Source organism: Vibrio sp. 10N.286.48.B8 (assembly GCF_003050085.1).
In the GTDB taxonomy this organism is placed as follows: domain Bacteria; phylum Pseudomonadota; class Gammaproteobacteria; order Enterobacterales; family Vibrionaceae; genus Vibrio; species Vibrio crassostreae.
The window spans coordinates 62,113-88,911 of record NZ_PIGD01000015.1; the positions used below are offsets into that span (position 1 = coordinate 62,113).

Consider the following 26,799-nt stretch of genomic DNA (forward strand, 5'->3'; position numbering starts at 1 on the left):
CGGACTCGACGTCCGGTTCAATACAGAGTCTACTTATTCTGATTTGTAAGATTGAAACAAAAGGTAAGCTCAATGTAACACAATTGTTACATTACACTTCTAGGCCTCTAGGGATATAGACTTTGGCTTCTAAGCCGCCTTGAGGGGAGTTACGAATAATGAGATCTCCGCCGTGTCCGTGCAGGATATTTCGGCAGATCCCGAGCCCTAAACCGTGTCCTTGGTCGTCGGTGGCAAGCCTAAAGTAAGGTTCAAACACCAACTCTAACTTGCCTTCAGGGATACCTTTTCCGTGGTCTTGAATCGTCACGATAACCCACACCGAATCACTGTTGATACCGACCTCAGCTGATGTTCCATATTTCACAGCATTGTCGATAAGGTTGGTTAGCACACGTTTAATGGCTAATGGTTTGGCGACTAGCGGTTCAACCACAGTGGGCTCAAACTCAACCAAGGTTTGATGTTGGTTGTGCAATTCAATCACAGAGAGCATCATCTCATTGAGGTCGATAATAGCGTTGTTTTCGTGAAGGTCAGTATCTCTTACCGCTTGTAATGCACCTTTGACCATCATCTCCAGCTCATCCAAGTCTTTATTGAATTTGTCTTTCTTTACTTCACTCTCCAACAATTCAGCCCGCAATCTAAGACGTGTTATTGGTGTCTTTAAATCATGAGAAATAGCAGAGAAAAGGTGCTCACGGTCGGCAACATAACGGCGAATCCGCTGCTGCATGCGGTTGAATGCTCGGGTTGCGGTAACCAGTTCTGTCGCACCTTCTTCGTTAAGTGGAGGCTGCTGAATATCCATGCTCATTTCGTTGGCTGCCCTTGCTAGCTTTTTAAGCGGGCGAACTTGGCGGCGAATCATTAAGTAGGTCAACACCAATAGAATCAGCGTTGAAGAGAGCAAAAAGATCACCTGTTCACGACCAAGAATGGTGTCATCAAGTTTTACATAGGGAGCTGGTAACAGTGCGGCAATATACACCCATTCGTGACTGGCTAGCTCTATCTGAACAACCAAAATAGGTGGATTAAGAGGTTCTAACGTTAAAGTATGATGTGCCCACGATCGCGGGAGATCGCTTAAATATATGTCATTTTTAAGCAAACGGAGATGTTCAGGGCGAGAGAAATCAACACGGACTGATTCCACTTTATTGAGCTTGCTACTCAAAACACTTTCTATCGCTTCAATCGAGGCGGTTTTTAAGCGAGTATCGGGGATCGATTCAACAATCAAAGCCTCTTTATTGAAAGAGACAAAAAATCGCGTGCCACCCATATTTCGAATTTGGTCTAACACGATGTGGCGATATTTGACGGGTAAAGACTGAAAGAAAGTCACCGTTGAAGCAAACATGTTCGCCATGCTAGATGAGGCTGAGCGAATCCCTTCCAGTTCTTTATGTTTAGATTCGCTATACCAAATAGAGGTTGCGATACCTTGAGCAATCACCACCGCTAACAGAGTCAACAACAAGGTTCTTGCGACCAAGGAATTTGGTTTTAATCGACTTAACCATTTCATACGAGATACTTCATTAGCATTACTTGATAAACATTAGATCATGCTCAGTGCTCATACTGAACAGGCACAGCGAGAATATAGCCATTGCCACGCATGGTTTTGATGTAGTGAGGGTATTTGCCGCTGTCGCCCAACCGGCTTCTCAGACGACTAAGCTGCACATCAATGCCTCGTTCAAAAGGCAACGCTTCGCGGCCTCTGGTAGCGAAAGAGATGGTGTCACGGTCGAGAACTTCGTTAGGGCGAGTTAAGAACAGCATCAACAGAGAAAAGTCACTGCCCGACAAGTCCATCTCTTCTGAGTGTTCATTGTGGGAAATTCGATGTGCGAGCGTATCAAGCGTCCAATCACCAAAAATAATCTGCTTTGGCAGTGCATCACTCGGCTTGTCATCCACCACTTGAACACGGCGCAATAACGCTTTGATACGCGCCATTAACTGACGTGGACTAAACGGCTTGGCAATATAATCATCGGCACCAATTTCCAACCCGATAATCTGGTCGGTTTCATCCGATACGGCAGTCAGCATGATGATAGGCACATTCGATTGCTTACGGACGCGTTGACACAGGGTAAAACCATCGTCACCGGGTAGCATCACATCCAGCAGAATCAGATCTGGATAACCTTGGTTTTGCAGATGAGCTTCTAGTTCAATACCATCTCCCACAGAAGATACATCGAAACCAGATTTTGTGAGGTACTCTTCCAGCAGCTCGCGGATTTCTTGATCATCATCCACCACGAGAATTCGAGTATTTGTTGGCATCGCCCAAACCTATTAAATTTACAACTTATTCACATAGTGTATAGGCTGGCCGATTGTTTGATTATTGACATGTTTGTAAAGTTAGAAGAACGAACAGATAAAGATCACAACTTAGTGACCTCTACCTGAATCTTTAGGGCTTAATCCGCTATTGGTTGGTTATGAAGAGCAGCTGATCTCCATCGCTTTGCCCCACTCAGGAGGTAGAGCCGCAAGGTGTTCATAATCCGGGTGTTCCGCGTAAGGGTCTGCAAGTACCACCATCAAAGCGTCAATATCGCTGCTATCACCGCGCTCTGCTTTGTCGATGGCTAGCTGGGCTAGGTAGTTTCTAAGGATGAATTTCGGGTTTACCTGCCTCATCTTTTCGCAGCGCTCTGCCACTGAGCTCTCTTCCAATTCGCAGCGTTGTAAGTAGTTATCCACCCATAGCTTCGCAGCATCACGATCGATAACTAAATCAATCACCTCCTGTGGTGGCAAGGTGTCCAAGTTCGACAACGTTCTAAAGAACCTTGGATAATCAACTTTGTTTTGCGACATTAACTCGAACATAGATTCAAACAAGCGGCTGTCACCTTCTTGTTTCGAAAGTAGCCCCAACTTACGACGCATCAGCTGACTAAAGTAACCATTCATTTGCGGTTCGTATTGTTCAAGTGCCGCTTCTAAGTCAGCCCTCTCTATCAACGGTGACAACGAGTGTGCCAATGCAGATAAATTCCACATACCAATTCTAGGTTGTTGATTGAACGCGTAACGACCTTGGTAATCCGAATGGTTACAGATCAAACGAGGGTCATATTCATCAAGGAAAGCGAACGGGCCGTAATCGAAGGTTTGTCCGATGATTGACATGTTATCCGTATTCATCACGCCGTGAGCAAAACCATTTGCTTGCCACAACGCAATCATCTCCGCGGTACGATCGACAATTTGATTAAACATGGCTGCGTATGGCTTTTCTTCTTCAAGACACTCTGGGAAGTGCCATTCGATGACTTTATCAGCCAACAACTTATGCTCAGCTAACTGATTGGTATAAAAAAGATGTTCAAAGTGGCCAAATCGAATGTGAGATTCTGCAGCACGCACCAGTAATGCGCCCCATTCTTGTTTCTCTCGGTAAACCGGCGTGTCACTGGTCATCATGGCTAATGCACGTGTGGTTTGGATATTAAGCCCTGCCATTGCTTCGCTACACAGATACTCACGAACCGTTGAACGAATAACCGCACGGCCATCGCCCATACGTGAATATGGCGTTTTGCCTGCACCTTTAAGGTGTAAGTCGAACGTTTCACCGCTTTTAGCGACAACTTGTGCCAAAAGTAGCCCTCTTCCATCACCTAAGTCGGGATTATAAGAGCCAAACTGGTGGCCTGCGTATTTCATTGCTACAGGCGAAAACGGCTCAGGTTCAACATTGCCAGATAACGTCTCAAGCAGCTCTTCGGAGGCGTCATCAAATGACGGAAAACCGAGTTCATCCGCAAGGTTATGATTCCATGCAAGCCATTGAACATTGTTTAGCGGTGTAGGTTGAATTGGGGTATAGAACAGTCGAGGTAATGCCGTAAATCGATTGTTAAATGAAATAGAATCCCAGAGAGACATGAGCGGTACACTGTAGATAAAAGATGATTTAAGATTATCACAGTTTGATAACAACTTCAGATGAGGTTACGTGATGAACTTGTTAGAGAAGATTGCTTAGCTGTTTTACGAAGGGAAAAAGCTAAGTGGCTAGACTGATGAGAAGAGCCACATTTACGAGAGTAAGAGTTCTGACTTTGAAGACTTTTTGAAAAGTGTATTCATAATAAAAACTGAAAATATAGAGCCGAAAAATAGGCTACATTAGAGCAAGAATACCCAGAAGAGAAAGGGTAGAGAAAATCCAAGTACGACTGATTACGCCAAAATTACTGTGTTGAATCATTTCTTGATGCTGCATATGTCTCTCCTTGAGAACGTGATGGTGTAACTACAATATATCGGCTTTTCACCAAAAGCTGCAAGCACATTAATATTAACCTTTTATGACAGCATTAAGAATTTTCTGTAACTATTCAGCCCTTTGATAAATAAAAAAGTTATGCTCGGCTTGTCGTCGAAAGCAGCGCGCCTGCACCAATAAACACGCCCCCTGTAACACGATTGAAGACCTTAGCTCTGCCCTTCGCAAATAGCCAGTTTGACGACTTCGCACCTAAATACGCGTACACCAATAGCCAAGACAACTCCATCACAGCAAAGGTTAAAGCAAACACGGTAAACTGGGGAAGCAGAGCGATCGACGGGTCAATAAATTGAGGGAAAAGTGCGGTAAAAAACAGGATAGCTTTGGGGTTACTCGCGCCAACAATAAAGCCACTTAGGTAATGTTGCGCAGCGCTTTCTTTAACAGATTTAGAATCGGCTTGTTGACTAGATAGCTTGTCATAATCTTGCTGACTGGAACGCAGAGACTTCCAACCAAGGTAGATTAGGTAAGCGGCACCGGTCCATTTAATAACGTTAAACACCACTTCAGACGACGCAATGATCACCCCTAAGCCGGTAAACGATAGGGTTAGAATGCCAGTAATCGCAGTTAAGCTGCCCAGCGCGGTAAATATCGATAATTTAAAGCCTGATTGCACGCCTTTAGTCATGCACAACAAAGAGCTTGGGCCTGGTGATGCCGTTAAGATCAGCACCGCTAATAAGTAATAAATCCATGTATCTAAGCTCATCGTGAATTCTCCTTAACTCACTAAAACGACCAAACATTAAGCATCAATATCTAATAACCTATCATATTAATCAACTAAATATTGAGCTGAACGTCTTCGATATAAATACAAACATCCTTAATCTAGGCAATAAAAAACGCCATGCATTGCTGCACGGCGTTTAAATAAAAACGTTTCAAATCGAACGTCTTACTAGATTTCAGTCTCTAAGCTTACAACCCGATGATCGGGTCAACAACTCAATAGCCGACACAACCTAGTCTTTGTAGATAGAGAACTCATCAGCGCAAGCAACAAGCTGCTCACGAGTGATCATGAATACGCCATGACCACCGTTAGAGAATTCAATCCAAGTGAATGGAATCTCTGGGTACTGATCCATCATGTGAACCATTGAGTTACCCACTTCACAGATAAGAATACCGTCATCAGTTAGGTAGTCTGGTGCGTTAGCTAAGATGCGACGAACCAATTTCAGACCATCTGTACCCGCAGCTAGGCCAAGTTCTGGCTCATGAGTAAACTCATCTGGCAGGCTGTTCATATCTTCTTCATCCACATAAGGCGGGTTCGATACGATCAGGTTGTATTTCTCTTTTGGCAGATCACGGAAAAGATCTGAACGGATTGGGAACACTTGCTGCTCCATGCCGTGATCTTGAACGTTCTGTTCTGCAACTTGCAGTGCGTCTGTAGAGATATCAATCGCATCGACTTCAGCGTCAGGGAATGCGTGCGCACATGCAATAGCAATACAACCACTGCCCGTACACATATCCATGATGCGAGTTGGCTCTTCAGTTAACCAAGGTTGGAATTGAGCTTCGATCAACTCACCAATTGGAGAACGAGGCACAAGAACGCGCTCATCTACGAAGAACTCAAGACCACAGAACCAAGCTTTGTTGGTTAGGTAAGCCGTTGGTGTACGATCATTAATACGCTTGATTACGCGCTCAACAATACGCAGACGTTCGCTACTCGTTAGACGAGAGTTCATCACATGCGAAGGAACATCAATCGGCAGATAAAGAGTAGGTAAGATAAGTTGTACTGCCTCATCCCACGCGTTATCAGTGCCGTGACCATAAAATAGGCCCGCTGCGTTAAAGCGGCTAACAGTCCAACGAATCACATCTTGAAGCGTGTGTAGTTCTGATACCGCTTCTTCTACAAAAATCTTATCCAAAATTGTCTCCGAAAAGCGCTACAATACTGCTAATTACGTTTCTAATTAGAATTCATAACCTGATGAGCAAAAAAGACACCGACTTCGATGACGATTTCGCCCTGTTCAACGATGCAGTAAAGGGCGTTAAAAAGTTGCAACAGGATACCATAGTCCAGCAGCCAAAAAGAAATGCCAAGCAAAAAGAAATTACTCGAACGGCAAGACAAGCCAGTGATAGCGAGTTTTATTTCTCGGATGAGTTCATTCCGCACCTTAGCGAAGAGGGTCCGACACGCTATGCTCGCGATGATGTCTCGAAATATGAGGTAAAGCGCTTACGTCGTGGTGTCTACGTTCCTGATGTGTATCTCGATATGCATGGTATGACTCAACAAGAAGCTAAACGTGAGCTTGGCGCGATGATTGCGCACTGCGTGAAAGAGAGCGTGGCGTGTGCCTGTGTTCAGCATGGTATCGGTAAACACATTCTTAAACAGAAAGTGCCGTTGTGGCTAGCACAACACCCTGATGTAATGGCTTTCCACCAAGCGCCGTTAGAGTTCGGCGGCAATGGCGCACTATTGGTTCTGTTATCGATCCCTGAGAAATAATTCTGGTTTTCGAATCCGCTCGACGTCATAAACAACAAAGGGCATCTCAAATATTTGAGGTGCCCTTTTCATTTTGCTTACGAGAGACAACTTAGATTAAGCATCGACTATGGATTGATGTTCCAAAGTAACTCGCCTTTTTGTGTCTCAAGATTGAAGTCGATACACGCTAAGCCAGAAGTTGGAAACATAGGCGGTGCCATGCCTGTTGCAAACTCTGCTGTTAGGTAGCCCACTAGAGGTAAATGGGAAACAAATAAAATGGTCTCTAGTTTTTCTACTTCAGCCATTGCCACGGTCAAATCAAACACATCGTCGGACATTCCATAAGGCGTAATATCATCACAGGTTTCTACTTTCTTTCCAGAAAACGCCTGAGAGATCTCTAACCACGTTTCTTGTGCCCTCAAATATGGGCTCACAAGTACTTTATCGAACTGGTTGATGCCCTGCTCGTTTGCAGCTTGAGCCACCGCAAGAGACGCCATCTTACCGCGCTTAGTTAACGCTCGTTCTGCATCCGAGTTAGCAAAATGTTCTGCTTCACCGTGGCGCATTATGAATATTTTCATGTTCAGTCCTGTCTACGTAACATTTCGAAAGTCGATATATCCCATATCAGCGATACGCTACTTAGCGTTTGGCCCTCAATCCAGAGGGAGCCGCAGTCTATATAAATAATTATATCAAGTCACTTGCTAAAGAGTTCGACTTTCTTAACAATCTTGTTAAAAGAAAATAAATTACTGATAAAAATCGATAAAAGTGATTTAGAAATCACCAAAAAGCACTTCATATCCCAAAATATGATCACAAGGTTTGCACGCCGAATCATCGGGTACATAATTTAAAAACCACCTTCTCTGGAGATGCTCCTGTGCACTTAAGCCCAAATGATGAACATCAATACCGCTACATAACCTTAAATAATGGGTTACGTGTACTGTTAGTTCAGGATCAAAATGCTCAAAAAGCAGCAGCCGCATTAGCCGTCAATGTGGGGCATTTTGATGACCCTATAGACCGAGAGGGTTTAGCTCACTACTTAGAGCATATGCTATTTCTAGGAACTGAAAAGTATCCAAAGGTCGGAGAGTTCCAAAGTTTTATCAGCCAACATGGCGGCAGCAACAATGCTTGGACAGGAACAGAACATACCTGCTTCTTTTTTGATGTTGAATTGAATGCCTTTGAAACCGCACTCGATCGCTTCAGCCAATTTTTTACCGCTCCGCTGTTCAACGAAGAAGCATTAGATAAAGAACGCCAAGCCGTTGATTCCGAATACAAGATGAAACTCAACGATGATTCGCGACGCTTGTACCAAGTTACCAAAGAACTGGTGAATCACAATCACCCATTCTCGAAGTTTTCTGTCGGTAATATCGATACGTTGGGTGACAGAAACGGCGAGACGATTCGACAAGAGATCTTGGCTTTCCACCAGCAACAATACTCTGCTGACTTGATGACGCTGACACTGTCTGGCAATCAGTCATTAGATGAGATGCAAAGCTGGGTTGAGGATCGCTTTAGCTCGATCACCAATCACAACCTACAAGGCAAGAAGGTTGAAGTACCAATTGTTGGCGAGTTAAGCACCGGCGTTCAAGTCCGCGTTGAGCCAATTAAAGAAGTTCGCAAACTGATCTTAACCTTCCCTATGCCAAGCATGGACGAGCACTATGGCGTTAAACCATTGTCGTTCTTTGCCCATCTTTTAGGTTACGAAGGTGAAGGCAGTTTGATGATGCAACTTAAAGAGAAAGGTTGGATAACATCCCTCTCTGCGGGTGGTGGCGCGAGCGGCAGTAACTACCGTGATTTCACAGTCAGTTGCTCGTTGACCATTGAAGGTTTAACCAAAACCGATAACATCATCCAAGCGATATTTCAGTACATCAAATTAGTCGAGCAACAAGGCATAGAAGAGTGGCGCTACCTAGAAAAACGTGCCGTATTAGAGTCTGCTTTCCGCTTTCAAGAGCCAGCAAGGCCACTAGATGTGGTTAGCCACCTTGTTATCAACATGCAGCACTATCAAGAGCAAGATGTGGTGTATGGCGATTACAAGATGTCGCATTTCGATGACGAGTTGCAACGCTCTTTGCTTCCTTACTTAACCGTCGACAACATGCGAGCGACCATTGTTGCTCAGGGATTCGAGTATGACAGAGAAGCGAAGTGGTATTTTACGCCCTACTCGGTCACACCATTTAGCGCTGAACAAGTTCAATGCTTTACATGCATTAACCCCGGTTGGCAGTTTGAGCTCCCAAGCAAAAACCCGTTTATTTGCTACGATCTAGACCCGACTGAACTCGAAGGTGACGCTAAGTTCCCACAACTGTTAGAAGAGCTCGATGGCTTTAAGCTATGGCACCTACAAGACCATCAATTTCGAGTGCCTAAAGGTGTGGTGTATGTTGCTATCGACAGCCCACACTCAGTCGCTAGCCCAAGAAATATCGTTAAAACGCGCTTGTGTGTAGAAATGTTCTTAGACTCGCTCGAAAAAGATACCTATCAAGCTGAAATCGCCGGAATGGGCTACAACATGTATACCCATCAGGGCGGCGTTACACTCACACTTTCTGGATTCAGCGAGAAGCAACCACAATTGCTCAATATGATCCTTGAACGCTTTCAAGCACGCGACTTTAGTCCAACACGCTTCGAAACGATTAAGCATCAATTGCTAAGAAACTGGAATAATGCGTCGCAAGACCGCCCTATTTCGCAGCTGTTTAATGCGATGACAGGGATACTTCAGCCAAATAACCCGCCCTATTCTGTATTAATTGAAGCGCTGGAAACGATAGAGGTCGATGAACTCTCTTCTTTTGTTCAAGCAATCTTGGCTGAACTGCACGTAGAAATGTTTGTGTATGGCGACTGGAAAAAAGCCGACGCACACAAAATGGCGGAAACGCTAAAAGATGCCCTGCGTGTTCAAGACCAAGCCTACGAAGAGTCATTGCGTCCGTTAATCATGTTGGGTGAGAACGGCAGCTTCCAACGTGAAGTGGTGTGTAACCAAGATGATTCGGCAATCGTGGTTTATTACCAGTGCGCAGATATTTCGCCTAAAAACATTGCGCTGTATTCATTGGCGAACCATTTGATGTCAGCCACCTTCTTCCATGAGATTCGTACCAAGCAGCAGCTAGGTTACATGGTCGGCACAGGTAATATGCCACTCAACCGACACCCAGGTATTGTGTTGTATGTACAATCACCGAATGCTGCTCCAGCAGACTTATTAGCCTCGATAGACGAGTTCCTCAATGCCTTTTATATGGTGTTGTTAGAGCTTAACGACTACCAATGGCACAGCAGTAAACGCGGTCTCTGGAATCAGATTTCGACACCAGATACGACTTTGCGAGGACGAGCTCAACGCTTATGGGTTGCGATAGGCAATAAGGACTTGGAATTCAATCAGAGAGAGCGTGTGTTGGAAGATCTTAAAGGGTTAACTCGTTCAGACATGATGCGTTTTGTGGTGAGCCAACTAAAACCACGCACCGCAAATCGTCTGATTATGCATGCGCACGGTAATGCCCATCATGAGGAAGAGAAGTTGTCGGCAGGTGTGGAGATTGGCTCTATTGATGAGTTTCAGTTGCGTCCTAAAGATACTGAGCTTGGTTGATAAGAGAGTTATATAAGTCAAAAGGTTGATGTGAAAGCATCAACCTTTTTTATTGGATGCAACATAAAAGCAGATCTCCTATTACGCTCCTTCGTCGCTTTAGGAGATGACGATAGTTTCAATTGCAATGCATTTAGCCATAATTTCCCTATTAACACTAATAGCTTACTTTCACCTGTCTTTCGTCATTCCCGAGAAGGAAGAGTGACTGAGTCGGGAACCTCATTCCTTTTGGATACTCTCATAAAAAATAAAGCCCACATCAATCGCTTGATGTAGGCTTCGTAATCAATGAGTTAGAGAGTTACTTATAAAAAGACTCATCCAGACCAGCTCGTGTTAGTAGGCCATCACATGGCGCAAAACGATCACCGTACTTCTTAGCGAAGTCGTTCATCATCTCAACCAGTGACTTAATACCTATTTGATCCATATAACGGAACGGGCCACCTAGGAATGGAGGGAAACCGATACCGAAAATAGCACCAATATCGCCATCACGAGGGCTGCGGATAATGCCATCATCTAGACAACGAACCGCTTCGTTGAGCATTGGTAACACACAACGCATTGCGATGTCGTTATCACTTAGCTTAGGTTCAGGTTGCAGCTTAAGCAGTTTGTAAACTGACTTATCGACTTCCTTCTTCTTACCTTTGTAAGTATAGAAACCTTTACCACTCTTACGGCCTTTACGGTTGTCATTCAGAAGAATGTCGAACACATCAGGGCCTTGGAAACGATCGCCTAATTCATTAACCAGAATAGGGATAATTTTAGCGCCGATATCAACACCTACCTCATCTAATAAGGTAATTGGGCCAACCGGGAAACCGAAGTCCAATAACGTGCTGTCGAGTTTTTCAATCGGCTCGTTCGCTAATAACAAATGCGCGGCTTCATTCATGTACGGAGCAAGAATACGGTTCACATAGAAACCTGCCGTATCTTTAACAACAATCGGCGTTTTGCCTTGCTTCTTCGCTAATGCTACAACCGTTGAAATCGTCTCTTCTGAGGTTGTCTCATGAGGAATAACCTCAACCAGTGGCATTTTCTCAGCAGGACTGAAGTAGTGAAGACCAACCACATTTTCTGGTCGCTGCGCCTTCTCCGCAATCTTATGGATCGGCAGTGAAGAAGTATTCGTCGCGAAAATCGTCTCTGGCTTGGCATTGGCTTCGATGTCCGCAACCATTGATTGCTTAAGATCGAGGTCTTCAAACACCGCTTCAATCACCACATCGGTGTGGTTAAAGCTTGTAAAGTCGATACCACCAGAAAGCTGAAGCATCTTACTTTCAAGACCAGCTCGGCTCAGAATGCGACGCTTACGCTGCTTATCGAACAACTTGAAGTTGTAGTTCAGCGCGTTCAAAACGCCTTCATTTGATACGTCTTTAATACGAACAGGTACTTTCGCTTTTGCAACGCTTACATGACTAATACCTGCGCCCATAAGGCCGCCACCCAGTACACCAACACGCTTAACTGCCTTTGGATCTGCGTCTGCGCCATGTTCTTTTTTCATTTCGGTGGTTGCAAAGAAAATCGAACGAAGGGCTTTTGACTCAGAGGTCATCACTAGTTCAGAGAAACGCTTCGCTTCGTACTGAAGGCCTTTATCAAAGCCGTTCTCTAGGCCATAACGAATGACGTCTAGAATCGCATCTGCTGCTGGGTAATTTCCGCGTGTTTTCTGATTCGTCTTCTTTGAAGCCTGTTCAAAAATCACTTTGCGACCAAGGCCCGTGCGTGAAATCAGCTTTTCTTTAGTCGACGCTTGGCTTTTCGACGCCAGACGCTTACCTTTTTTACTGCCCGTATTCTTTTCAACATAGCTTTTTGCTACTTCAAGCAAAATAGTATCAGGGACACAAGCATCCACAACACCAAGTGATTTCGCTTTCTTAGCGCGCAGTTGCTTGCCCGTTAGGATTAGATCGAGTGACGGTAGCAAACCAATCAAACGAGGAAGACGCTGCGTACCACCAGAACCTGGTAGCAAACCTAGTTGCACTTCAGGTAGACCAAGACGCGTCTTATCTGAATCGGTACACACACGGTAGTCACACGCTAATGCGAGCTCTAAACCGCCACCAAGACATGGGCCATGAATCGCAGCAACAACTGGGTAAGGAAGATCAGATAACGCTTGGAACATCTCTTGACCTTGGCGAGCTAAAGACTGCGCTTCATCAGCCGTTTTACAAGCATCCAGCATTCTTACATCAGCGCCAGCGATAAAGTTATCTGGCTTAAGAGAATGAACGATTAAGCCCTTAACTCGGCTCTGCTTTTCTTTAAGTTGCTCGAAGATCGCTTTCATTTCTTCAGCAAAAGCCGCTTGTAGCGTGTTCATTTTCTCGTTTGGCACATCAATCGCCAACCAAGCAATATCTTGGTCATCGATGTTAAGAGAAAATGCTGTCGTTTTCTTTTGGGTTGATTCAGTCGCAGACGTTGAATCTGGTTGAGCGACTGTTTCTTTTTCTGTTGTTGCATCAAGAGTCGTAGACATTATTCTACCTCCAAGATCATTGCTGCACCTAAACCACCAGCCGCACACGCTGTGTTCAGTGCCAAGCCGCCACCGCGGCGTTTCAATTCACGTAATGTTTGAGTCATCATGCGCGCACCAGTTGCAGCAAACGGGTGTCCGTAAGCAATTGAGCTACCCAGCACGTTGAACTTCTCCATATCAATCTCACCGATCGCTTTGTCACGGCCAAGATTCTTCTGAGCAAACTCGTCACTGGCAAACATTTTTACATTCGCAAGAACTTGAGCTGCAAACGCTTCATGCATCTCGATAAGCGTTAGGTCTGACAACTCTAGCCCCGTGTTCTTCAATACTTGAGAGGTCGCGTAAGTCGGCCCCATCAACATATCTGTTTCAACACCAATCGCTGAGAATGCGTAGCCACGAATATAGCCGAGTACTTCTAAGCCTAGCTCTTTCGCTTTACCTTCGCGCATCAACATCACTGCTGCGCCGCCATCGGTAAGGGGCGTAGCATTGGCTGCCGTTACACTGCCGTACTTTCTATCAAAAGCAGGGCGCAGCTTAGCGTAGCCTTCAACGGTTGAGTCGTGGCGAATGTTGTTGTCTTCCGCTAGGTACTTTTTGTAAGGCGCCGGGAATGCTGTCATCACTTCGTCTTTAATCTTGCCTTCTTTCCATGCTTGAGAAGCCAAAGAGTGAGAACGGTGAGCAAGTGCGTCTTGAGCTTCGCGAGTAATACCATGCGTCTTCGCCATCTGCTCAGCCGTTTGTCCCATGGATAAACCGGTCGAGTACTCTGCAACTGCAGGTGGTACTGGCATCAAATCTTTTACTGAAAGCGTTTTAAGAATCTTCAGCTTTTGACCCATAGTTTTCGTTTTACTCAGCGCTAATAGATTTGCCGCTAACTTTTTCGAAACACCGATAGGCAATACAGAAGAAGAGTCCGCACCACCCGCAATACCGACATCAATCGTGCCAGCCATAATGCTTTCGGTCACGTTAACTGCCGCTTGGAAGCTGGTCGCACATGCTCGTGTGACACTGTAGGCATCGGTATTGATGTCCATGCCTGTGCCCAACACGATTTCACGCGCAATGTTCGGCGCTTCTGGCATTTGCACGACTTGGCCGAACACAACTTGTTCGATAAGCGCAGGATCGACATCCGTTCTTGCAAGCATTTCGCTCACAACCATTTTGCCTAGGTCAACCGCAGGCACTTGGCTAAATTCTGTGCTCTGACGAGCGAATGGGGTTCGTAATCCAGCGACAACGGCAACACGTTCTCCAGAACGCGTTTTGACTTCCTGTTTGCCCATGGTTTCTCCTTAAAGTTAAGAGGTCTGACCTGAAGTATTGTAAAGAAGTTGTTAATTAAATCAAACGAGCGTTTAAATAAACGTGATACGAGTATCTCACTGTTTGAAAATATAACTGCACATTCAGGCGAACCTTTTTGGGGGAAAGGTTGTCGTAAGAGACTAAACTATTGTAAGTAAATACTGTTATCGCTTTGTAGGGAATGGTTTTCTTGAGGTAAAAAAAAACCACACAAAGCTGTGTGGTCGGAATGTATATAAAGCAATTAACTTAGCGCCAATTGAAATAATCAGTTTCCTGATTAGGAGAAAGTAAAGTCAGCCTTCAAAAGGAAGTGTCGTCTTGCTCAACATGCTAGCCACGAATGACTAACTAGACGACAAGGTGTACTATAGCTTGTTCGAGGCCTTAGATTTTGAAGTAGATCAATTTTAATGTGATTTTACGATTTCCTGCCGATCGTTAGCTCTAAAAATATAAAAACAAAGCACAACGTATAGAGGACAGCTATACGCAGAGCAATTATGGAGGCTCGTGTGTCAATAATAAAAATGTTTGGAAAGAAAACAGCCAAGCGTCCGGTCAACTCAGATATGGACAAACAAAGAAAATACGAAGCACTCGTGCGTGCCTATCATCGTGACCTCTTTCGCTACGCCTATTGGTTATGCAAAGACAAAAGCATTGCCGAAGACTTAGTTCAAGAAACTTGCCTTCGTGCATGGAAGTCACTCGATAGCCTTCAAGATGAAAAAGCCGCTAAATCTTGGCTGATTACTATCTTGAGACGCGAGAACGCTCGACGATTTGAACGCAAACAGTTTGATCTGGTTGATATCGACGATCACGGTAATGATGCTAGTGTCAGCGATGACCCGCACCATCAGCATCAGTGGTTGCAAGCGCAGATCATGAAACTTGAAATCGATTACCGTGAACCGCTCTTCTTGCAAGTGATTGGTGGTTTTAGTGGTGATGAGATTGCCGATATTCTCGATCTCAACAAAAACACGGTGATGACACGTTTATTCAGAGCTCGAAATCAGTTGAAAGAGCTGTTGGATACAGAAGAGGCAGAGAGGGGGCAACATAATGGATGATTTGGAATTTCGTCGTCGTGTATTGTCGGAACCTAAACAACGTACACAAGATATTGTTGATGCAACCGCCAATAGCGAAGCCAATAGTAATTTCTTAGACGATGTATTAGCGCTAGATAAACAGATCCACTCTGCGATGAATGTGGATGTGCCAGACGATCTTGCTGATCGCATTCTGTTCAATCAGACCTCAAGCGAAGAAAGCAAAGTGGTAAGACCTACGTTTGCGAGAAGAGCAATGGCAATGGCTGCCTCGGTAGCATTCGTTGCAGGCTTATTAGTTGGCCAAGTAAATTGGGGCAACGCATTCGTTTCACCAGCTCAAGCTAGTTTGGTTGATACAGCAATGAAGCATGTTGTTGATGAAAAGAGTTTTGTTAGTTCCATCGATGAACAGGTCACATCGCAGCAAATCAACGCAAAAATGAACCCATTTGCTTTTCAGTTTGATGATGCTTTCCCTTACCACGTCTATTACCTAAACCACTGTGGCTTTGGTAAAGCCAACGCAGTGCATATGGTCTTCCAAGGCGCAAAAGGCAAAGTAACGTTGTTTTTAACCGGTATTCCGACAGACAAACCTATCGACTTTGATGAAAAAGGCATGTCCGGCTCGGTAACACCCGTAGATGGCAGCAGCTTAATCCTTGTGGGTGAAAATGGTGAGGATGTTTCCAAAATCGCCGAAAAGCTGACAAAAATGATCAAACCGATGAGCTAATTCGCTCTTAAAGCCCCGTCATAAAAGGCCCAGCAATTATATCACTGATATTGCTGGGCTTTGTTTATAAATAACCCACCAAACCATTCACAAAACCAATAACTCTAGAGTTAAAACTCTAAAAAATAGCATTTCGCACCATTTTCGTGCCAGATAGGCGTCATTTCCATAATTTTCCACTCAAATTTCTCAATGGTCGGATTTGTATATCGTATACTTCCGAATAGGATCAGCCACCATTGAGCAATTGCTCAAATTAATCGCCCTGTAGAGGCGGATATATAAAGGAATAAATGAATGACTACCAACAACACGCGTCTGTTTAAAAAGTCTCTTTTAGCAGTAACAATTACACTGGCGTCTTCGCAAGCGATGGCAGCAGGTTTCCAACTTAACTCACAATCAGCAACCGGCCTTGGTCGTGCTTTTGCTGGTGATGCGGTAATCGCAGATAATGCTTCTGTTATGGCTCGTAACTCAGCAGCAATGGCTTTGTTTGATTCATCTCAGTTCTCTGCTGGTATCAACTATATCGAGACTGACATCGATGTAACAAATGTAACCGCTGGCGGTGCAGTGCCTGTAGATAGTGCGAATAATAGCAGTGGTACTCCGGTTCCTAATATCTACTATATCCACCGACTAAATGACCAATGGGCATTTGGTGCTGGTATATATTCAAATTTTGGTACAACCAATAATTTTGATAGCAACTTTGGTTCAAGCAGCGCTTTAGGTGGTGCACACACAGGTCTATCAGCATATGGCGGTACTACTGAAATCAAAAGCATCAACTATGCATTATCAGCTTCGTACCGTGTAAATGAGCAATTCTCTGTTGGTGCTGGTTTAGATATCATTCAAGGTAGCGGTAAACTAGAGAGAAATCTAACAACCACTAACCCTGCTACTGGTGTTACTAGTACAACTAACTTAGCATCTATCGATGCTGATGGTATTGGTTTGGGTTGGAACATTGGTGCAGTATATGAAGTAGACTCAGCAAACCGCTTCGGATTTTCTTACCACTACAGTCCTGAAATTGAAGCAGACGGGGACATGACGTTAGGTGGAGCTCTTCCGCTAGACACATTATACCTATCGTTACCAAGCATGGCTGAGTTCTCTGGTTACCATGAGATTAAAGATACTAAATTTGCGGTTCACTACTCTGTACAATGGATTGGTTGGAACACATTTGACACCCTTGAAGCGGATTCTGTTGCTGGTAAGCAAGAAATTGGTAACTACCAGTGGCAAGACGGTTGGCACTACGCTATTGGTGGTACTTACTTCCTAAATGATGCTTGGACTCTACGAGCTGGTTACATGTACGACACAGCAGCTCAAGATAAAGTAACTTCGATTTCTGTACCTGATTCAGATCGTCAATGGTTCTCTGCAGGTTTCACATACGCATTCCAACAACAGCATACAGTTGACTTCGGCTTTACTTACCTACTAGGTGAAGATGTAGATGTAAACGAGGGTAATGGTGCTCTAACAGCAACTACTCACGCAGACGCAATCCTAGCTGGTATTCAATACAGCTATAGCTTCTAGCTTCTAGCTTCTAGCTTCTAGCTTCTGCTAAAACTAGTCTAAAAGGGTCGCATTATGCGACCCTTTTTTATTGCCTAAACCACTAACTCAAATCAATTTAAGCTTACAACTGTAGCCTGCAAGACCAATATATGACTACAAGTGTACGCTCAAACTTCGCAACACAGCCGAAACATTTAGATTATTTCTCTAATAATTAAACACATTTACTCATTAAATCCCTAAAACACTGTTTTATTCGAATTTCATTTTTAAAGTAATGACTCTAAAAGTAGAATCACGCCACTAAATACTTATGATTCAGCGAACATAATAATGAAAATGAATAAGACTCTTCTATCTGCTGCAGTGGCAGTTGGACTACTTTCGACTTCTACCGTGACTCAAGCGGCAGGTTTTCAGCTAGCAGAATACTCAGCAACAGGCCTAGGCCGTGCATACGCGGGTGAAGCTGCAATGGCTGACGGTGCAGACGCACAATGGCGTAACCCTGCGATGCTGACTTACCTAGAAGGCACTCAAGTTTCTGTTGGTGCTATCTATGTTGACCCGAACATTGATATCGATGGAACTTCGACTTCAGTTGGTGGTGCTTCAACGACTCCATCAAATTCCAGTGATTTCGCTCACAGCGCAGTGATCCCAAACTTCTATGTTTCTCATAAGTACAACGACAAGTTCGCATTAGGCTTTGCTGCGGGTACTAACTACGGTATGGAAACAGACCTAGGTAAAGACTTTGGTGGTGCTAACCACGGTAACGAAGCAAGCGTTACGACAATGGAGCTAAACCTAAACGCTGCATACCAAGTACTTGAAAGCGTATCTATTGGTGGTGGTGTTCGTTACATCATGGCTGAAGGTAGCTTTGGTGCTGTTGCTAGCCCTCAATCGCCATTAGCTGGTACCACTTTAAAATACATGGAGGGCGACGACACAGCATGGGGCTGGCAAGTGGGTACAGCTTGGCAAATCAATGAAAATAACCGTTTAGGTTTTACCTATAAGTCTGAAGTCGACCTAACTCTAGACGGCTATGCTAAAGGGTTGGGTTTTAATAAAGCAAATCCAAATGCTCACAAGAACGGCTCAATGGATCTTGCACTTCCAGCAACAGCAGAAATTGCTAGTTTCCACCAAATTACCGATAAAGTTGCAGTTCACGCAAGCATTAACTGGACAAACTGGAGCAGCTTCAAAGAGCTTGTTGCAGATTTCCCAGGAGAAGATAGCGTAAATATCAAGGAAGAGAACTGGGAAGACAACTACCGCTTTGCGATCGGTACAACTTACCAAATGACACCTAAGTTAGCTCTACGTTCTGGTATCGCCTACGACACTTCAGCGGTAAGTGAAGAGCACCGTACTGCGACGATTCCAGAAACAGACCGCACTTGGTTAAGCATTGGTGCAGGTTACCAGTGGTCTGAACAACTTACACTCGACGCAGGCTTCACTTACATTCTAGCGAAGGATGCAAAAATGCACGAATCAGATCTAGGTTCAGCACAAGCACCTGGCGCTGACTTCTTCGGGGGAAGCTTCGAAGGTGAAGTAACTGGTAGCATTTGGCTAGTGGGTATCCAAGCCAACTACCGCTTCTAATCTGTTTGACTTAATTTGAAGTCATACGAATTAAAAAGGCTCGATGTTGTTTCCAACATCGAGCCTTTCTTTTACCTGTTATTTAAGGTCTTCTATTTAATAATCTTCTAAATAGCCATCAATGAAGTCTTCTTCATCAAGATCAACCTCTTCAGGTTCTATCTCCGCTTTAAAGTCGCGACGTTGAATATATACGTCACGCGTTAATGCGTATGGATCTGGAGAATCATCCAACAACGCTTCTTGTGACACTAACTGAGCACGTGTTTCCATGCCTTCAAATGCCCATTTGCCTAAGCTAGCCCAAAAGTTCAGAAACGACAGAGGCACATACAAGCCATCAACGGTTTCAGTCACTTCTCGCGTTGTTAGTGGGCCATAACCCGGCACCATGAAGTACGGACCATTCCCTACCCCGTAATGACCAATCGCATCAGAAAACGACTTGTCATCGTACTTGGTGATCCCTGCTTCGCTGGCAATATCGATTAAGCCTAACAAACCAATCGTTGAGTTAATCCAAAAACGATTGAAATGGTCGAGTGCTTTTTCACCATTGCCCATAATAAGGTTGTTCACCATGCTTGATGGTTCGTCTAAGTTGGCTAGAAAATTGGAGATACCAGAACGCACTGGCACAGGGGTGTAGTCAACATAAGCGAGGGAAACTGGGCGAACTAAATAAGGATCTAGATATTCGTAGTTGATATCCCACATCGCTCGGTTGAAGCCTTCAAAAGGATCATTCGGATGGGACTCTTCGACGTATTCAGAGGTTTCGAGGTTATCATCGTTAACACTTTCGTCCGGTGCACTTGAACACCCAACCGTTAAGCTTGCGATAAAAAGTAAACTCGAGAGTCTTAAAACACTGGCAGACATATCACCTTTTCCATAAGGAATTCAAATAATAAAAAAGGCCAGCAATCGCTGGCCTCAATTGTTTGGCTAAGTCTATACCGTTTATCTGCAAATCGGAATAGCTAACACCTATGCAAAGTGATGATTAATATTGCTTATTGATATCAATGGTAACTGGAGCGCCCAATTCAACCACTTCACTTTCACCGTACCAATCACCTTCACGAGTTGAAACGTTGCCGTCTGTATCAAGCCTAGCTCTAACCATCAGAGTTTCAAGGCTAGACAGCTCTTGTCCTTCCAGCATGCTGTTGCCGTCATCTAGCACAACAGTACGAGGGAAAGTCCCTAGTGGGTAACGAGCGGCTGCGATAGGCATTGGAGAACCATCTGCTCTGTGTACTGAAACAATTAACACTGAGTTAGGGTCAGCATTCACGTCTGCAGATAGATCGAGCGTTACAGCAACAGTCTTACCTTGGTCGACACCCATATTGTCGCCCATTTTCTTCTGAGCACTTTCAATACTGCGCGAAAGCATTTCATAGCGACTGTCTTGTGGACCAATCATCTGTTGCATGATGCTCCAGTACTTCACAGCTCCTGGGTAGTCTTGACGCTCAAACGCATCAAACGCAAGCAGTGAGAACACACGAAGGTCAACGTAATCGTTTTGAATCAAACGGCTCAAAATCAAACGAGCTTGGTTTTGATCAGCTTCATCAGGAGAAAGCATCAGTGCTTGTGCGAAACCTAACTGAACATCTTCATTCTTAGGTTCAAGCTTGTAAGCTCGTTCCATAGAATCTTTTGCTGTTTCAGCGTCGCGGTTAGCCAGTGCAATACGACCGAGTAGCAACCAACCTGTTGAATCTTTTGGTTGGTAATGCAGACGAGTACGAAGCGCTAGAGTCAAATCTTCCAACTCATCATCCGTTAGTGCACCACCTTCCGATGACATTAGCTTTTTAGACAATTCAGGAAGGTTCGAGCTCACTTCTTGCCAGTGTTGAACTTTGTCCAACGCACCGAACTTAAAGTACATACCATAAGTCACAACGACGACAAGGATGATCGACGGTACAACCACACCAACCGTTGAGATTTGAGTCTTCTTCATCTCTTCTTGTGCAGGAACATCATCAAGCAGAGACTGTTTCAAATCATCGATCAGTTCTTGTTGGTTATCAACAAGACCTTCCTCTGCTTCTACTTCTAACTCGACAAGACGGTCTTTATAGAATGCTTTGTTCAACTCGTCGCGAAGCATTTCGTCATTGTTTGCCTTCTTGTTAATGAAAGGCAGAACAATTAAGAAAATTGCCGCTAGCGAAAGGATAATGGTAGAAATCCAAAATAGAGTCATTACTTCTTATCTCCGTCGTTCTCTTCATCGAGTAACGCTTTTAAGCGAGCTTCTTTGTCTGCATCCCAGTCTTTATCTGACTCTACTGCCGCTTTCGATTTTGACTTTCTGCTTCGCAAAATGATCAAACCAAATCCAAACACAACCACCGCAAACGGACCAATCCAAAGGATCGATGTTGCTAGTGTCAGTGGTGGATTGTAAGTCACAAAGTTACCGTAGCGAGCAATCATGTAATCAATGATATCTTGCTTCGACTTACCGTCTTTTGTCATCTCGTACACTTTTTGACGTAAGTCGACCGCTAACTCAGCGTTCGAATCACCAATCGTGTTGTTCTGACATTTAGGGCAGCGTAATGTATTGCTTAGCTCTTTGAACTGCTGCTCTTGATCTACGGTATCAAATTCATGAAATTCGATAGGTGCAGCAGAAACCGTCGCTGAGATTGCGAACGTAGCAAATAGAGTAATCAATGCCTTTCTAATCATTTCGATTCCTCCAACAACTCTTGATACATCGGCTCAAGCGTCGATGCCCAGTTGGTCGGGTTCACATCACCAACATGGCGGTAACGAACCACACCGTTAGCATCAATTAGGAAAGTTTCAGGTGCGCCATACACGCCGAGGTCAAGACCTAGCATGCCATTACCATCAAACAGGCTGATTAGGTACGGGTTACCCAGCTCTTTTAACCAACCAACCGCTTTATTGCGATCATCTTTGTAATTAAGACCAATGATCTTAACCCCTTGACCAGCAAGTTTGTTCAGGTAAGAGTGCTCTGCATAACAAGTAGGACACCAAGTCGCCCATACGTTAAGAAGCAGCGGCTCACCTTTAAAGATAGCTTGATCATGCAGCTTACCTGGTTGCTCTAGATCTTCTAGGTCAAACTCAGGCACAGGCTTACCAATCAATACGGATTCAAGCTTAGTTGGGTCATCGCCCGACTGGTTGCGCATTAATTGCGTTGCAAAGATTCCAGCTAGAACCATGAACGCAATCAATGGAATGAATAAAATCTTCTTGTTCATTCGGATTAAGCCTCCTGCTCTTCAGCCGACTTTTTTGTTGGCTTACGGAAACGGTAACGACGGTCACTGATAGCAATAGCGCCACCAATCGACATGATCAAAGAGCCTGCCCAGATCCAACGTACAAATGGTTTGTAGTAGATACGTACAGCCCAAGATTTGTTATCATCTAAACGTTCACCCATTGCGATATAAAGATCGCGCGTTACACCACGGTCAATCGCTGCTTCCGTCATCATAGACTTAGCGGTGGTGTAGAAACGTTTTTCCGCGTGAAGCGTGTTGATGTATTTGCCTTCTTTAGTAATTTCAAAGTCGGCAATGTAACCATCGTAGTTAGGACCATCTTTGTCACGAACCCCTGTAAACAGGAAGCTGTATTCTTCAAGCTGGTAGCTTTCACCAGGTGCCAGACGAACATCGCGTTCGATGCTGTAGTTTTGCACCATCGCGATACCAATCACTGTCACAGCTAAACCGATGTGACCACACACCATCGCCCAGTGACTACGAGGCAACTTAGTTAGACCTTTCATAAACGTATGACGGTGAGTCGCACGTTCATGCAGCTCAAAGCCGTGCATGAAGATGATCCAGAATGCCATTACCCAGCCAGCAAACGCAGTACCACTGAAGCGGTCAGCCAATAGAGCAACCATTAGCGCACTTAAGCCCAGTGAGAATGCACCTGAAATCAGCATTGGTTTAACAAGCTTAGACAGGTTGTCACGTTTCCAGCGGATCAGAGGACCGATACCAAGCAAGAACGAGAACGGAATCATTAGCCAGAAGAACAGCATGTCAAAGAATGGAGCACCGATAGATACCGATCCCAAGCCTAACTGTTTGTGAACTAGTGGTAATAACGTACCTACTAACACAACCACTAGGGCTGCAATCAATAAGATATTGTTGCCAAGCAGTGCGTTCTCACGAGAAACCAGATCGAAGTTACCACGAACACGAACCGATGCGCCTTTAACAGCAAACAACAGCAGTGAACCACCGATAACGAAGACTAGGAAACCTAGGATAAACATACCGCGAGCAGGATCCGACGCAAACGCGTGAACCGATACCAAGATGCCTGAACGAACTAAGAATGTACCTAGTAAGCTTAGCGAGAATGCAGAGATAGCTAGCAATACTGTCCACGCTTTAAATGTGCCACGCTTTTCGGTTACCGCTAGTGAGTGCATCAGTGCAGTACCAGCCAACCAAGGCATGAATGAAGCGTTTTCTACTGGATCCCAGAACCACCAGCCACCCCAGCCAAGTTCGTAGTAAGCCCACCAAGAGCCTAGTGCGATACCTACTGTTAGGAATAACCAAGCTGCGATTGTCCAAGGACGAGACCAACGAGCCCATGCCGTATCTAAACGACCACTCATTAGAGAAGCGATGGCGAAAGAGAACGCTACCGAGAAACCTACATAACCCATGTAAAGCATTGGCGGGTGAATAATCAAACCCGGGTCTTGCAGTAGTGGGTTCAAGTCGCGGCCATCTACAGGGAAGAAAGGCAATGTACGTAGGAACGGGTTAGACGTTACGATAATGAACAGCAAGAAGCCGACAGTAATCAAACCCATGATAGCCAGTACGCGAGCCACAGACTCTTGAGGCATACCACGGCTAAACGTCGCTACTGCAACTGTCCAACCCGCTTGGATAAGAACCCAAAGCAGTAATGAACCTTCGTGAGCGCCCCAAACCGCCGTAATTCGGTAGTACCAAGGCAGTTGGCTATTCGAGTTACTTGCTACGTATTGAATCGTAAAATCATTGGTGTAGAACGCGTAACACAAGATAAAGAACGAAATCGCTAAGAATCCGAACATACCCCACGACAACGGTCGTGCGCTGTTCATCAATAATGTGTTATTTCGAGCGGCTCCATACAATGGGAGCACGCTTAGCAGCAATGCAAGTCCCAAGGACAGGATCATCGCAAAATGGCCGATCTCGGCTATCATTGAGCATTTCCTTCTTTTTGTTCAGTCGTGTATTGCAAAGGCTCATGGGTTTTCTTCATTGCTTCCGCAACTTCAGAAGGCATGTACTCTTCATCGTGCTTTGCCAACACCTCAAACGCTTCGATTGTCGTTGCATTTTTAAGCACACCCTGAGCAACAATACCTTGGCCTTCACGGAAAAGATCAGGAAGGATGCCATCGTATAGAATCGTTACTTTAGGGCCTACATCTTGCAAATCAAAGCTTACACGTAGTGATTCATTGTCACGGCTTACAGAGCCGACTACGACCATGCCACCAATACGTAGGCGTTGACCAACTTCAGGTTTTTTACCATCTTTGCCGTTGACCAGCTCAGTTGGTGTGTAGAACAGATCCATGTTCTGGTTAAGTGCGTAAACCATCAATCCAACAGTCGCACTGATACCAAAAAAGATCGCTAAGACAATGCCCAGCCTCTTTTTACGTCTTGGGTTCATAGAGTGTTCTCCATATTTTTTGCTGCATCGATACGAGCCTGACGATCAATCTTAGCTTGTACTTCATTTAGTAATTGCTTACCACGACGAACGCTTACGACCAGTAAAATGATCATCGCGAGAAATGTGATTCCAAATGCACTCCATACATATGAGGCGTAGCCCCCCATGGCAAAGAAATCACTCAAAGATTCAAAATACATAATTACCTACCCTACTACGCTTTTTCGGCCGCAAGCTTGCGAACCCATGGACGGTGACTCTCTTTACTGATGATTTCGTTACGGAAACGAACCATAGTCACAGCACCAAAGAAAAAGGCGAAGCCGAAGATGTTAAGAAGAAGCGGCCATAGCATGTCACTTGATATAGAAGGCTTGTCGAATTTAGTGATCGTCGCGCCTTGGTGAAGTGTGTTCCACCACTCTACGGAAAAGTGAATGATAGGTAGGTTGATGACACCAACGATTGCCAAAATGCCTGCTGCTTTAGCGGCTGTTTTTTGGTCATCAAATGCGTGGTGAAGTGCAATCACACCCAAGTATAAGAATAGAAGAATCAGCTCTGAGGTTAAACGTGCATCCCAAACCCACCAAGCACCCCACATTGGTTTACCCCAAACCGCACCGGTTAGCAGTGCAATGAAGGTAAATACAGCACCAATCGGCGCCATCGCCAATGCGGCCATATCAGATAGTCTCACCTGCCATACCAAACCGATAAAGGCAGCAATCGCCATCGACATGTAAACGCCCATCGACCAGATGGCAGAAGGAACATGGATGTAGATGATTCTGAAACTATCACCTTGTTGGTAATCTGAAGGCGCAAATGCAAGCCCCCACACGGTACCGACGGATAGACACAATAGCGCTAGGATCGAAAACCATGGCAAAAGTTTACCAGCAAGCTGATAAGAGGTTTCTGCTTTGGCATAGGGATGGAGCCATTTCCACATGTTGTAATCTCACTCTTACTTCATATTGCTTACAGCTATTAAAGCTATAATTATAATAATTTTATTTTTCTTGCTTTCAGTTTTACTGACTCTATGAGTCCAATCGACACGTTTGGTTCACATTAGCTATACGATAACGGAACCCTTATCAGTTCACACTCACTCTAAGTGCGGCACTGATCGCAAAAGGTGTCAGAGTCATCGCCCCCATTAACATCGCCCCAAGCACCGCCAACTGACCGTTGTATGCAACGCCCAATGCCGCAGCGTCAATAGCTGACGTCGCGAAAATCAAAATGGGGATGTAAAGCGGCAGAATTAACAGGCTTAATAGGACTCCGCCCTTCTGTAACCCAACGGTCAACGCAACACCAATCGCACCAATAAAGCTCAATGCGGGTGTACCTACCAGCAAGGTCAACACAACTGAGAGCCATGTATCAAAATCTAAAGACAACAAAACAGCTAACAATGGGCTGATTAAAATCAATGGTAACCCGGTCAACAACCAGTGTGCTATGACCTTGGACAAGACTACCAACTGCAACGGGATGGGCATCAGCATCATCTGCTCAAGGGCACCATCTTGAAAATCATCGCGGAAAAGGCGCTCTAAAGAGAGCAATGCCGAGAGCAAAGCGGCCACCCAAACAATACCCGCAGCAATACGTGCAAGTAGGTTTGGCTCAGGGCCGATACTTAAAGGGAAAAGCGTGATAACAATGATGAAGAACCACAGAGGGTTAAAGATATCCGCTTGACGTCGGAATGCGATAAGCAGCTCACGTCGGATAATCGTGGTCATAGAAGAGATCAT

The 26,799-nt window shown here is 44.8% G+C and carries 23 protein-coding genes; 6 read left to right on the forward strand and 17 right to left on the reverse strand.

The window, feature by feature from the left end; all coding sequences use genetic code 11:
* Positions 1-91: 91 nt before the first annotated feature.
* From CWO08_RS16880 to prmB, 5 genes are all read right to left on the reverse strand, one after another.
* Complete coding sequence (locus tag CWO08_RS16880) at positions 92-1,537, reverse strand: ATP-binding protein (RefSeq protein WP_048661489.1); 1,446 nt, start codon at positions 1,535-1,537, stop codon at positions 92-94.
* 44 nt (positions 1,538-1,581) lie between these two features.
* Positions 1,582-2,310: a response regulator gene (locus tag CWO08_RS16885; protein WP_050621072.1), complete on the reverse strand. Its 729-nt coding sequence runs from the start codon at positions 2,308-2,310 to the stop codon at positions 1,582-1,584.
* 159 nt (positions 2,311-2,469) lie between these two features.
* A complete protein-coding gene (locus tag CWO08_RS16890; protein WP_108020810.1) occupies positions 2,470-3,927 on the reverse strand; it encodes a protein adenylyltransferase SelO in 1,458 nt (485 codons plus the stop codon).
* A 479-nt stretch (positions 3,928-4,406) separates the two neighbouring features.
* Positions 4,407-5,048: a LysE family translocator gene (locus tag CWO08_RS16895; RefSeq protein WP_102432844.1), complete on the reverse strand. Its 642-nt coding sequence runs from the start codon at positions 5,046-5,048 to the stop codon at positions 4,407-4,409.
* Positions 5,049-5,304: 256 nt separating this feature from the next.
* On the reverse strand, positions 5,305-6,237 hold the full coding sequence (gene prmB / locus CWO08_RS16900; protein ID WP_017060640.1) for a 50S ribosomal protein L3 N(5)-glutamine methyltransferase: 933 nt from the start codon (positions 6,235-6,237) through the stop codon (positions 5,305-5,307).
* A 62-nt stretch (positions 6,238-6,299) separates the two neighbouring features.
* Here prmB and smrB point away from each other — a divergent pair, with 62 nt between their 5' ends.
* A complete protein-coding gene (gene smrB / locus CWO08_RS16905) occupies positions 6,300-6,830 on the forward strand; it encodes an endonuclease SmrB (RefSeq protein ID WP_048661493.1) in 531 nt (176 codons plus the stop codon).
* A 107-nt stretch (positions 6,831-6,937) separates the two neighbouring features.
* Here the strand turns inward: smrB and sixA are convergent, their stop codons facing one another.
* Positions 6,938-7,402: a phosphohistidine phosphatase SixA gene (gene sixA, locus CWO08_RS16910; RefSeq protein WP_108020811.1), complete on the reverse strand. Its 465-nt coding sequence runs from the start codon at positions 7,400-7,402 to the stop codon at positions 6,938-6,940.
* Between the two features lie 305 nt (positions 7,403-7,707).
* Between sixA and CWO08_RS16915 the strand changes: the two genes are divergently transcribed.
* Positions 7,708-10,485, forward strand: a complete 2,778-nt coding sequence (locus CWO08_RS16915; RefSeq protein ID WP_108020812.1) for an insulinase family protein — start codon at positions 7,708-7,710, stop codon at positions 10,483-10,485.
* Between the two features lie 304 nt (positions 10,486-10,789).
* On the opposite strand, the gene fadJ is transcribed toward CWO08_RS16915, so the two are convergent.
* Complete coding sequence (gene fadJ, locus CWO08_RS16920; RefSeq protein WP_108020813.1) at positions 10,790-13,006, reverse strand: fatty acid oxidation complex subunit alpha FadJ; 2,217 nt, start codon at positions 13,004-13,006, stop codon at positions 10,790-10,792.
* Complete coding sequence (fadI, locus tag CWO08_RS16925) at positions 13,006-14,313, reverse strand: acetyl-CoA C-acyltransferase FadI (RefSeq protein ID WP_048607862.1); 1,308 nt, start codon at positions 14,311-14,313, stop codon at positions 13,006-13,008. Before fadI ends, fadJ begins: the two co-directional genes overlap by 1 nt.
* 552 nt (positions 14,314-14,865) lie before the next feature.
* On the opposite strand from fadI, the gene CWO08_RS16930 reads away from it, so the two are divergent.
* From CWO08_RS16930 to CWO08_RS16945, 4 genes are all read left to right on the forward strand, one after another.
* Positions 14,866-15,414, forward strand: a complete 549-nt coding sequence (locus tag CWO08_RS16930) for a sigma-70 family RNA polymerase sigma factor (protein WP_017060646.1) — start codon at positions 14,866-14,868, stop codon at positions 15,412-15,414.
* Positions 15,407-16,135: a DUF3379 domain-containing protein gene (locus tag CWO08_RS16935; RefSeq protein WP_108020814.1), complete on the forward strand. Its 729-nt coding sequence runs from the start codon at positions 15,407-15,409 to the stop codon at positions 16,133-16,135. The genes CWO08_RS16930 and CWO08_RS16935 overlap by 8 nt, the downstream gene beginning before the upstream one ends.
* 297 nt (positions 16,136-16,432) lie before the next feature.
* Positions 16,433-17,698 (forward strand): outer membrane protein transport protein, encoded by a 1,266-nt coding sequence (locus CWO08_RS16940; protein WP_102503978.1) that lies wholly within the window; start codon positions 16,433-16,435, stop codon positions 17,696-17,698.
* A 315-nt stretch (positions 17,699-18,013) separates the two neighbouring features.
* The gene (locus CWO08_RS16945; RefSeq protein WP_108020815.1) at positions 18,014-19,303 is read left to right on the forward strand and encodes an outer membrane protein transport protein; all 1,290 of its coding nucleotides are present in this window, start codon (positions 18,014-18,016) and stop codon (positions 19,301-19,303) included.
* 96 nt (positions 19,304-19,399) lie between these two features.
* Here CWO08_RS16945 and CWO08_RS16950 read toward each other — a convergent pair whose 3' ends face one another.
* The 9 genes from CWO08_RS16950 to ccmB form a co-directional block, all read right to left on the reverse strand.
* Positions 19,400-20,185, reverse strand: a complete 786-nt coding sequence (locus tag CWO08_RS16950) for a VacJ family lipoprotein (protein ID WP_108020816.1) — start codon at positions 20,183-20,185, stop codon at positions 19,400-19,402.
* A gap of 124 nt (positions 20,186-20,309) precedes the next feature.
* Positions 20,310-21,530 carry a c-type cytochrome biogenesis protein CcmI gene (ccmI, locus tag CWO08_RS16955; protein WP_048661501.1) on the reverse strand — a complete coding sequence of 407 codons (1,221 nt, stop codon included), beginning with the start codon at positions 21,528-21,530 and terminating at the stop codon, positions 20,310-20,312.
* Positions 21,530-22,021 carry a cytochrome c-type biogenesis protein gene (locus tag CWO08_RS16960; protein WP_017066364.1) on the reverse strand — a complete coding sequence of 164 codons (492 nt, stop codon included), beginning with the start codon at positions 22,019-22,021 and terminating at the stop codon, positions 21,530-21,532. The genes ccmI and CWO08_RS16960 overlap by 1 nt, the downstream gene beginning before the upstream one ends.
* On the reverse strand, positions 22,018-22,569 hold the full coding sequence (locus CWO08_RS16965) for a DsbE family thiol:disulfide interchange protein (protein ID WP_017066365.1): 552 nt from the start codon (positions 22,567-22,569) through the stop codon (positions 22,018-22,020). The genes CWO08_RS16960 and CWO08_RS16965 overlap by 4 nt, the downstream gene beginning before the upstream one ends.
* A gap of 5 nt (positions 22,570-22,574) precedes the next feature.
* Entirely contained in the window at positions 22,575-24,545 is a 1,971-nt protein-coding gene (locus tag CWO08_RS16970; protein WP_048661502.1) for a heme lyase CcmF/NrfE family subunit, read from the reverse strand.
* Complete coding sequence (gene ccmE / locus CWO08_RS16975; protein ID WP_017064106.1) at positions 24,542-25,024, reverse strand: cytochrome c maturation protein CcmE; 483 nt, start codon at positions 25,022-25,024, stop codon at positions 24,542-24,544. Before ccmE ends, CWO08_RS16970 begins: the two co-directional genes overlap by 4 nt.
* Positions 25,021-25,227 (reverse strand): heme exporter protein CcmD, encoded by a 207-nt coding sequence (gene ccmD / locus CWO08_RS16980; protein WP_009848525.1) that lies wholly within the window; start codon positions 25,225-25,227, stop codon positions 25,021-25,023. The genes ccmE and ccmD overlap by 4 nt, the downstream gene beginning before the upstream one ends.
* Before the next feature lie 14 nt (positions 25,228-25,241).
* Positions 25,242-25,982: a heme ABC transporter permease gene (locus CWO08_RS16985; RefSeq protein WP_017064107.1), complete on the reverse strand. Its 741-nt coding sequence runs from the start codon at positions 25,980-25,982 to the stop codon at positions 25,242-25,244.
* 148 nt (positions 25,983-26,130) lie between these two features.
* A complete protein-coding gene (ccmB, locus tag CWO08_RS16990; RefSeq protein WP_004736228.1) occupies positions 26,131-26,799 on the reverse strand; it encodes a heme exporter protein CcmB in 669 nt (222 codons plus the stop codon).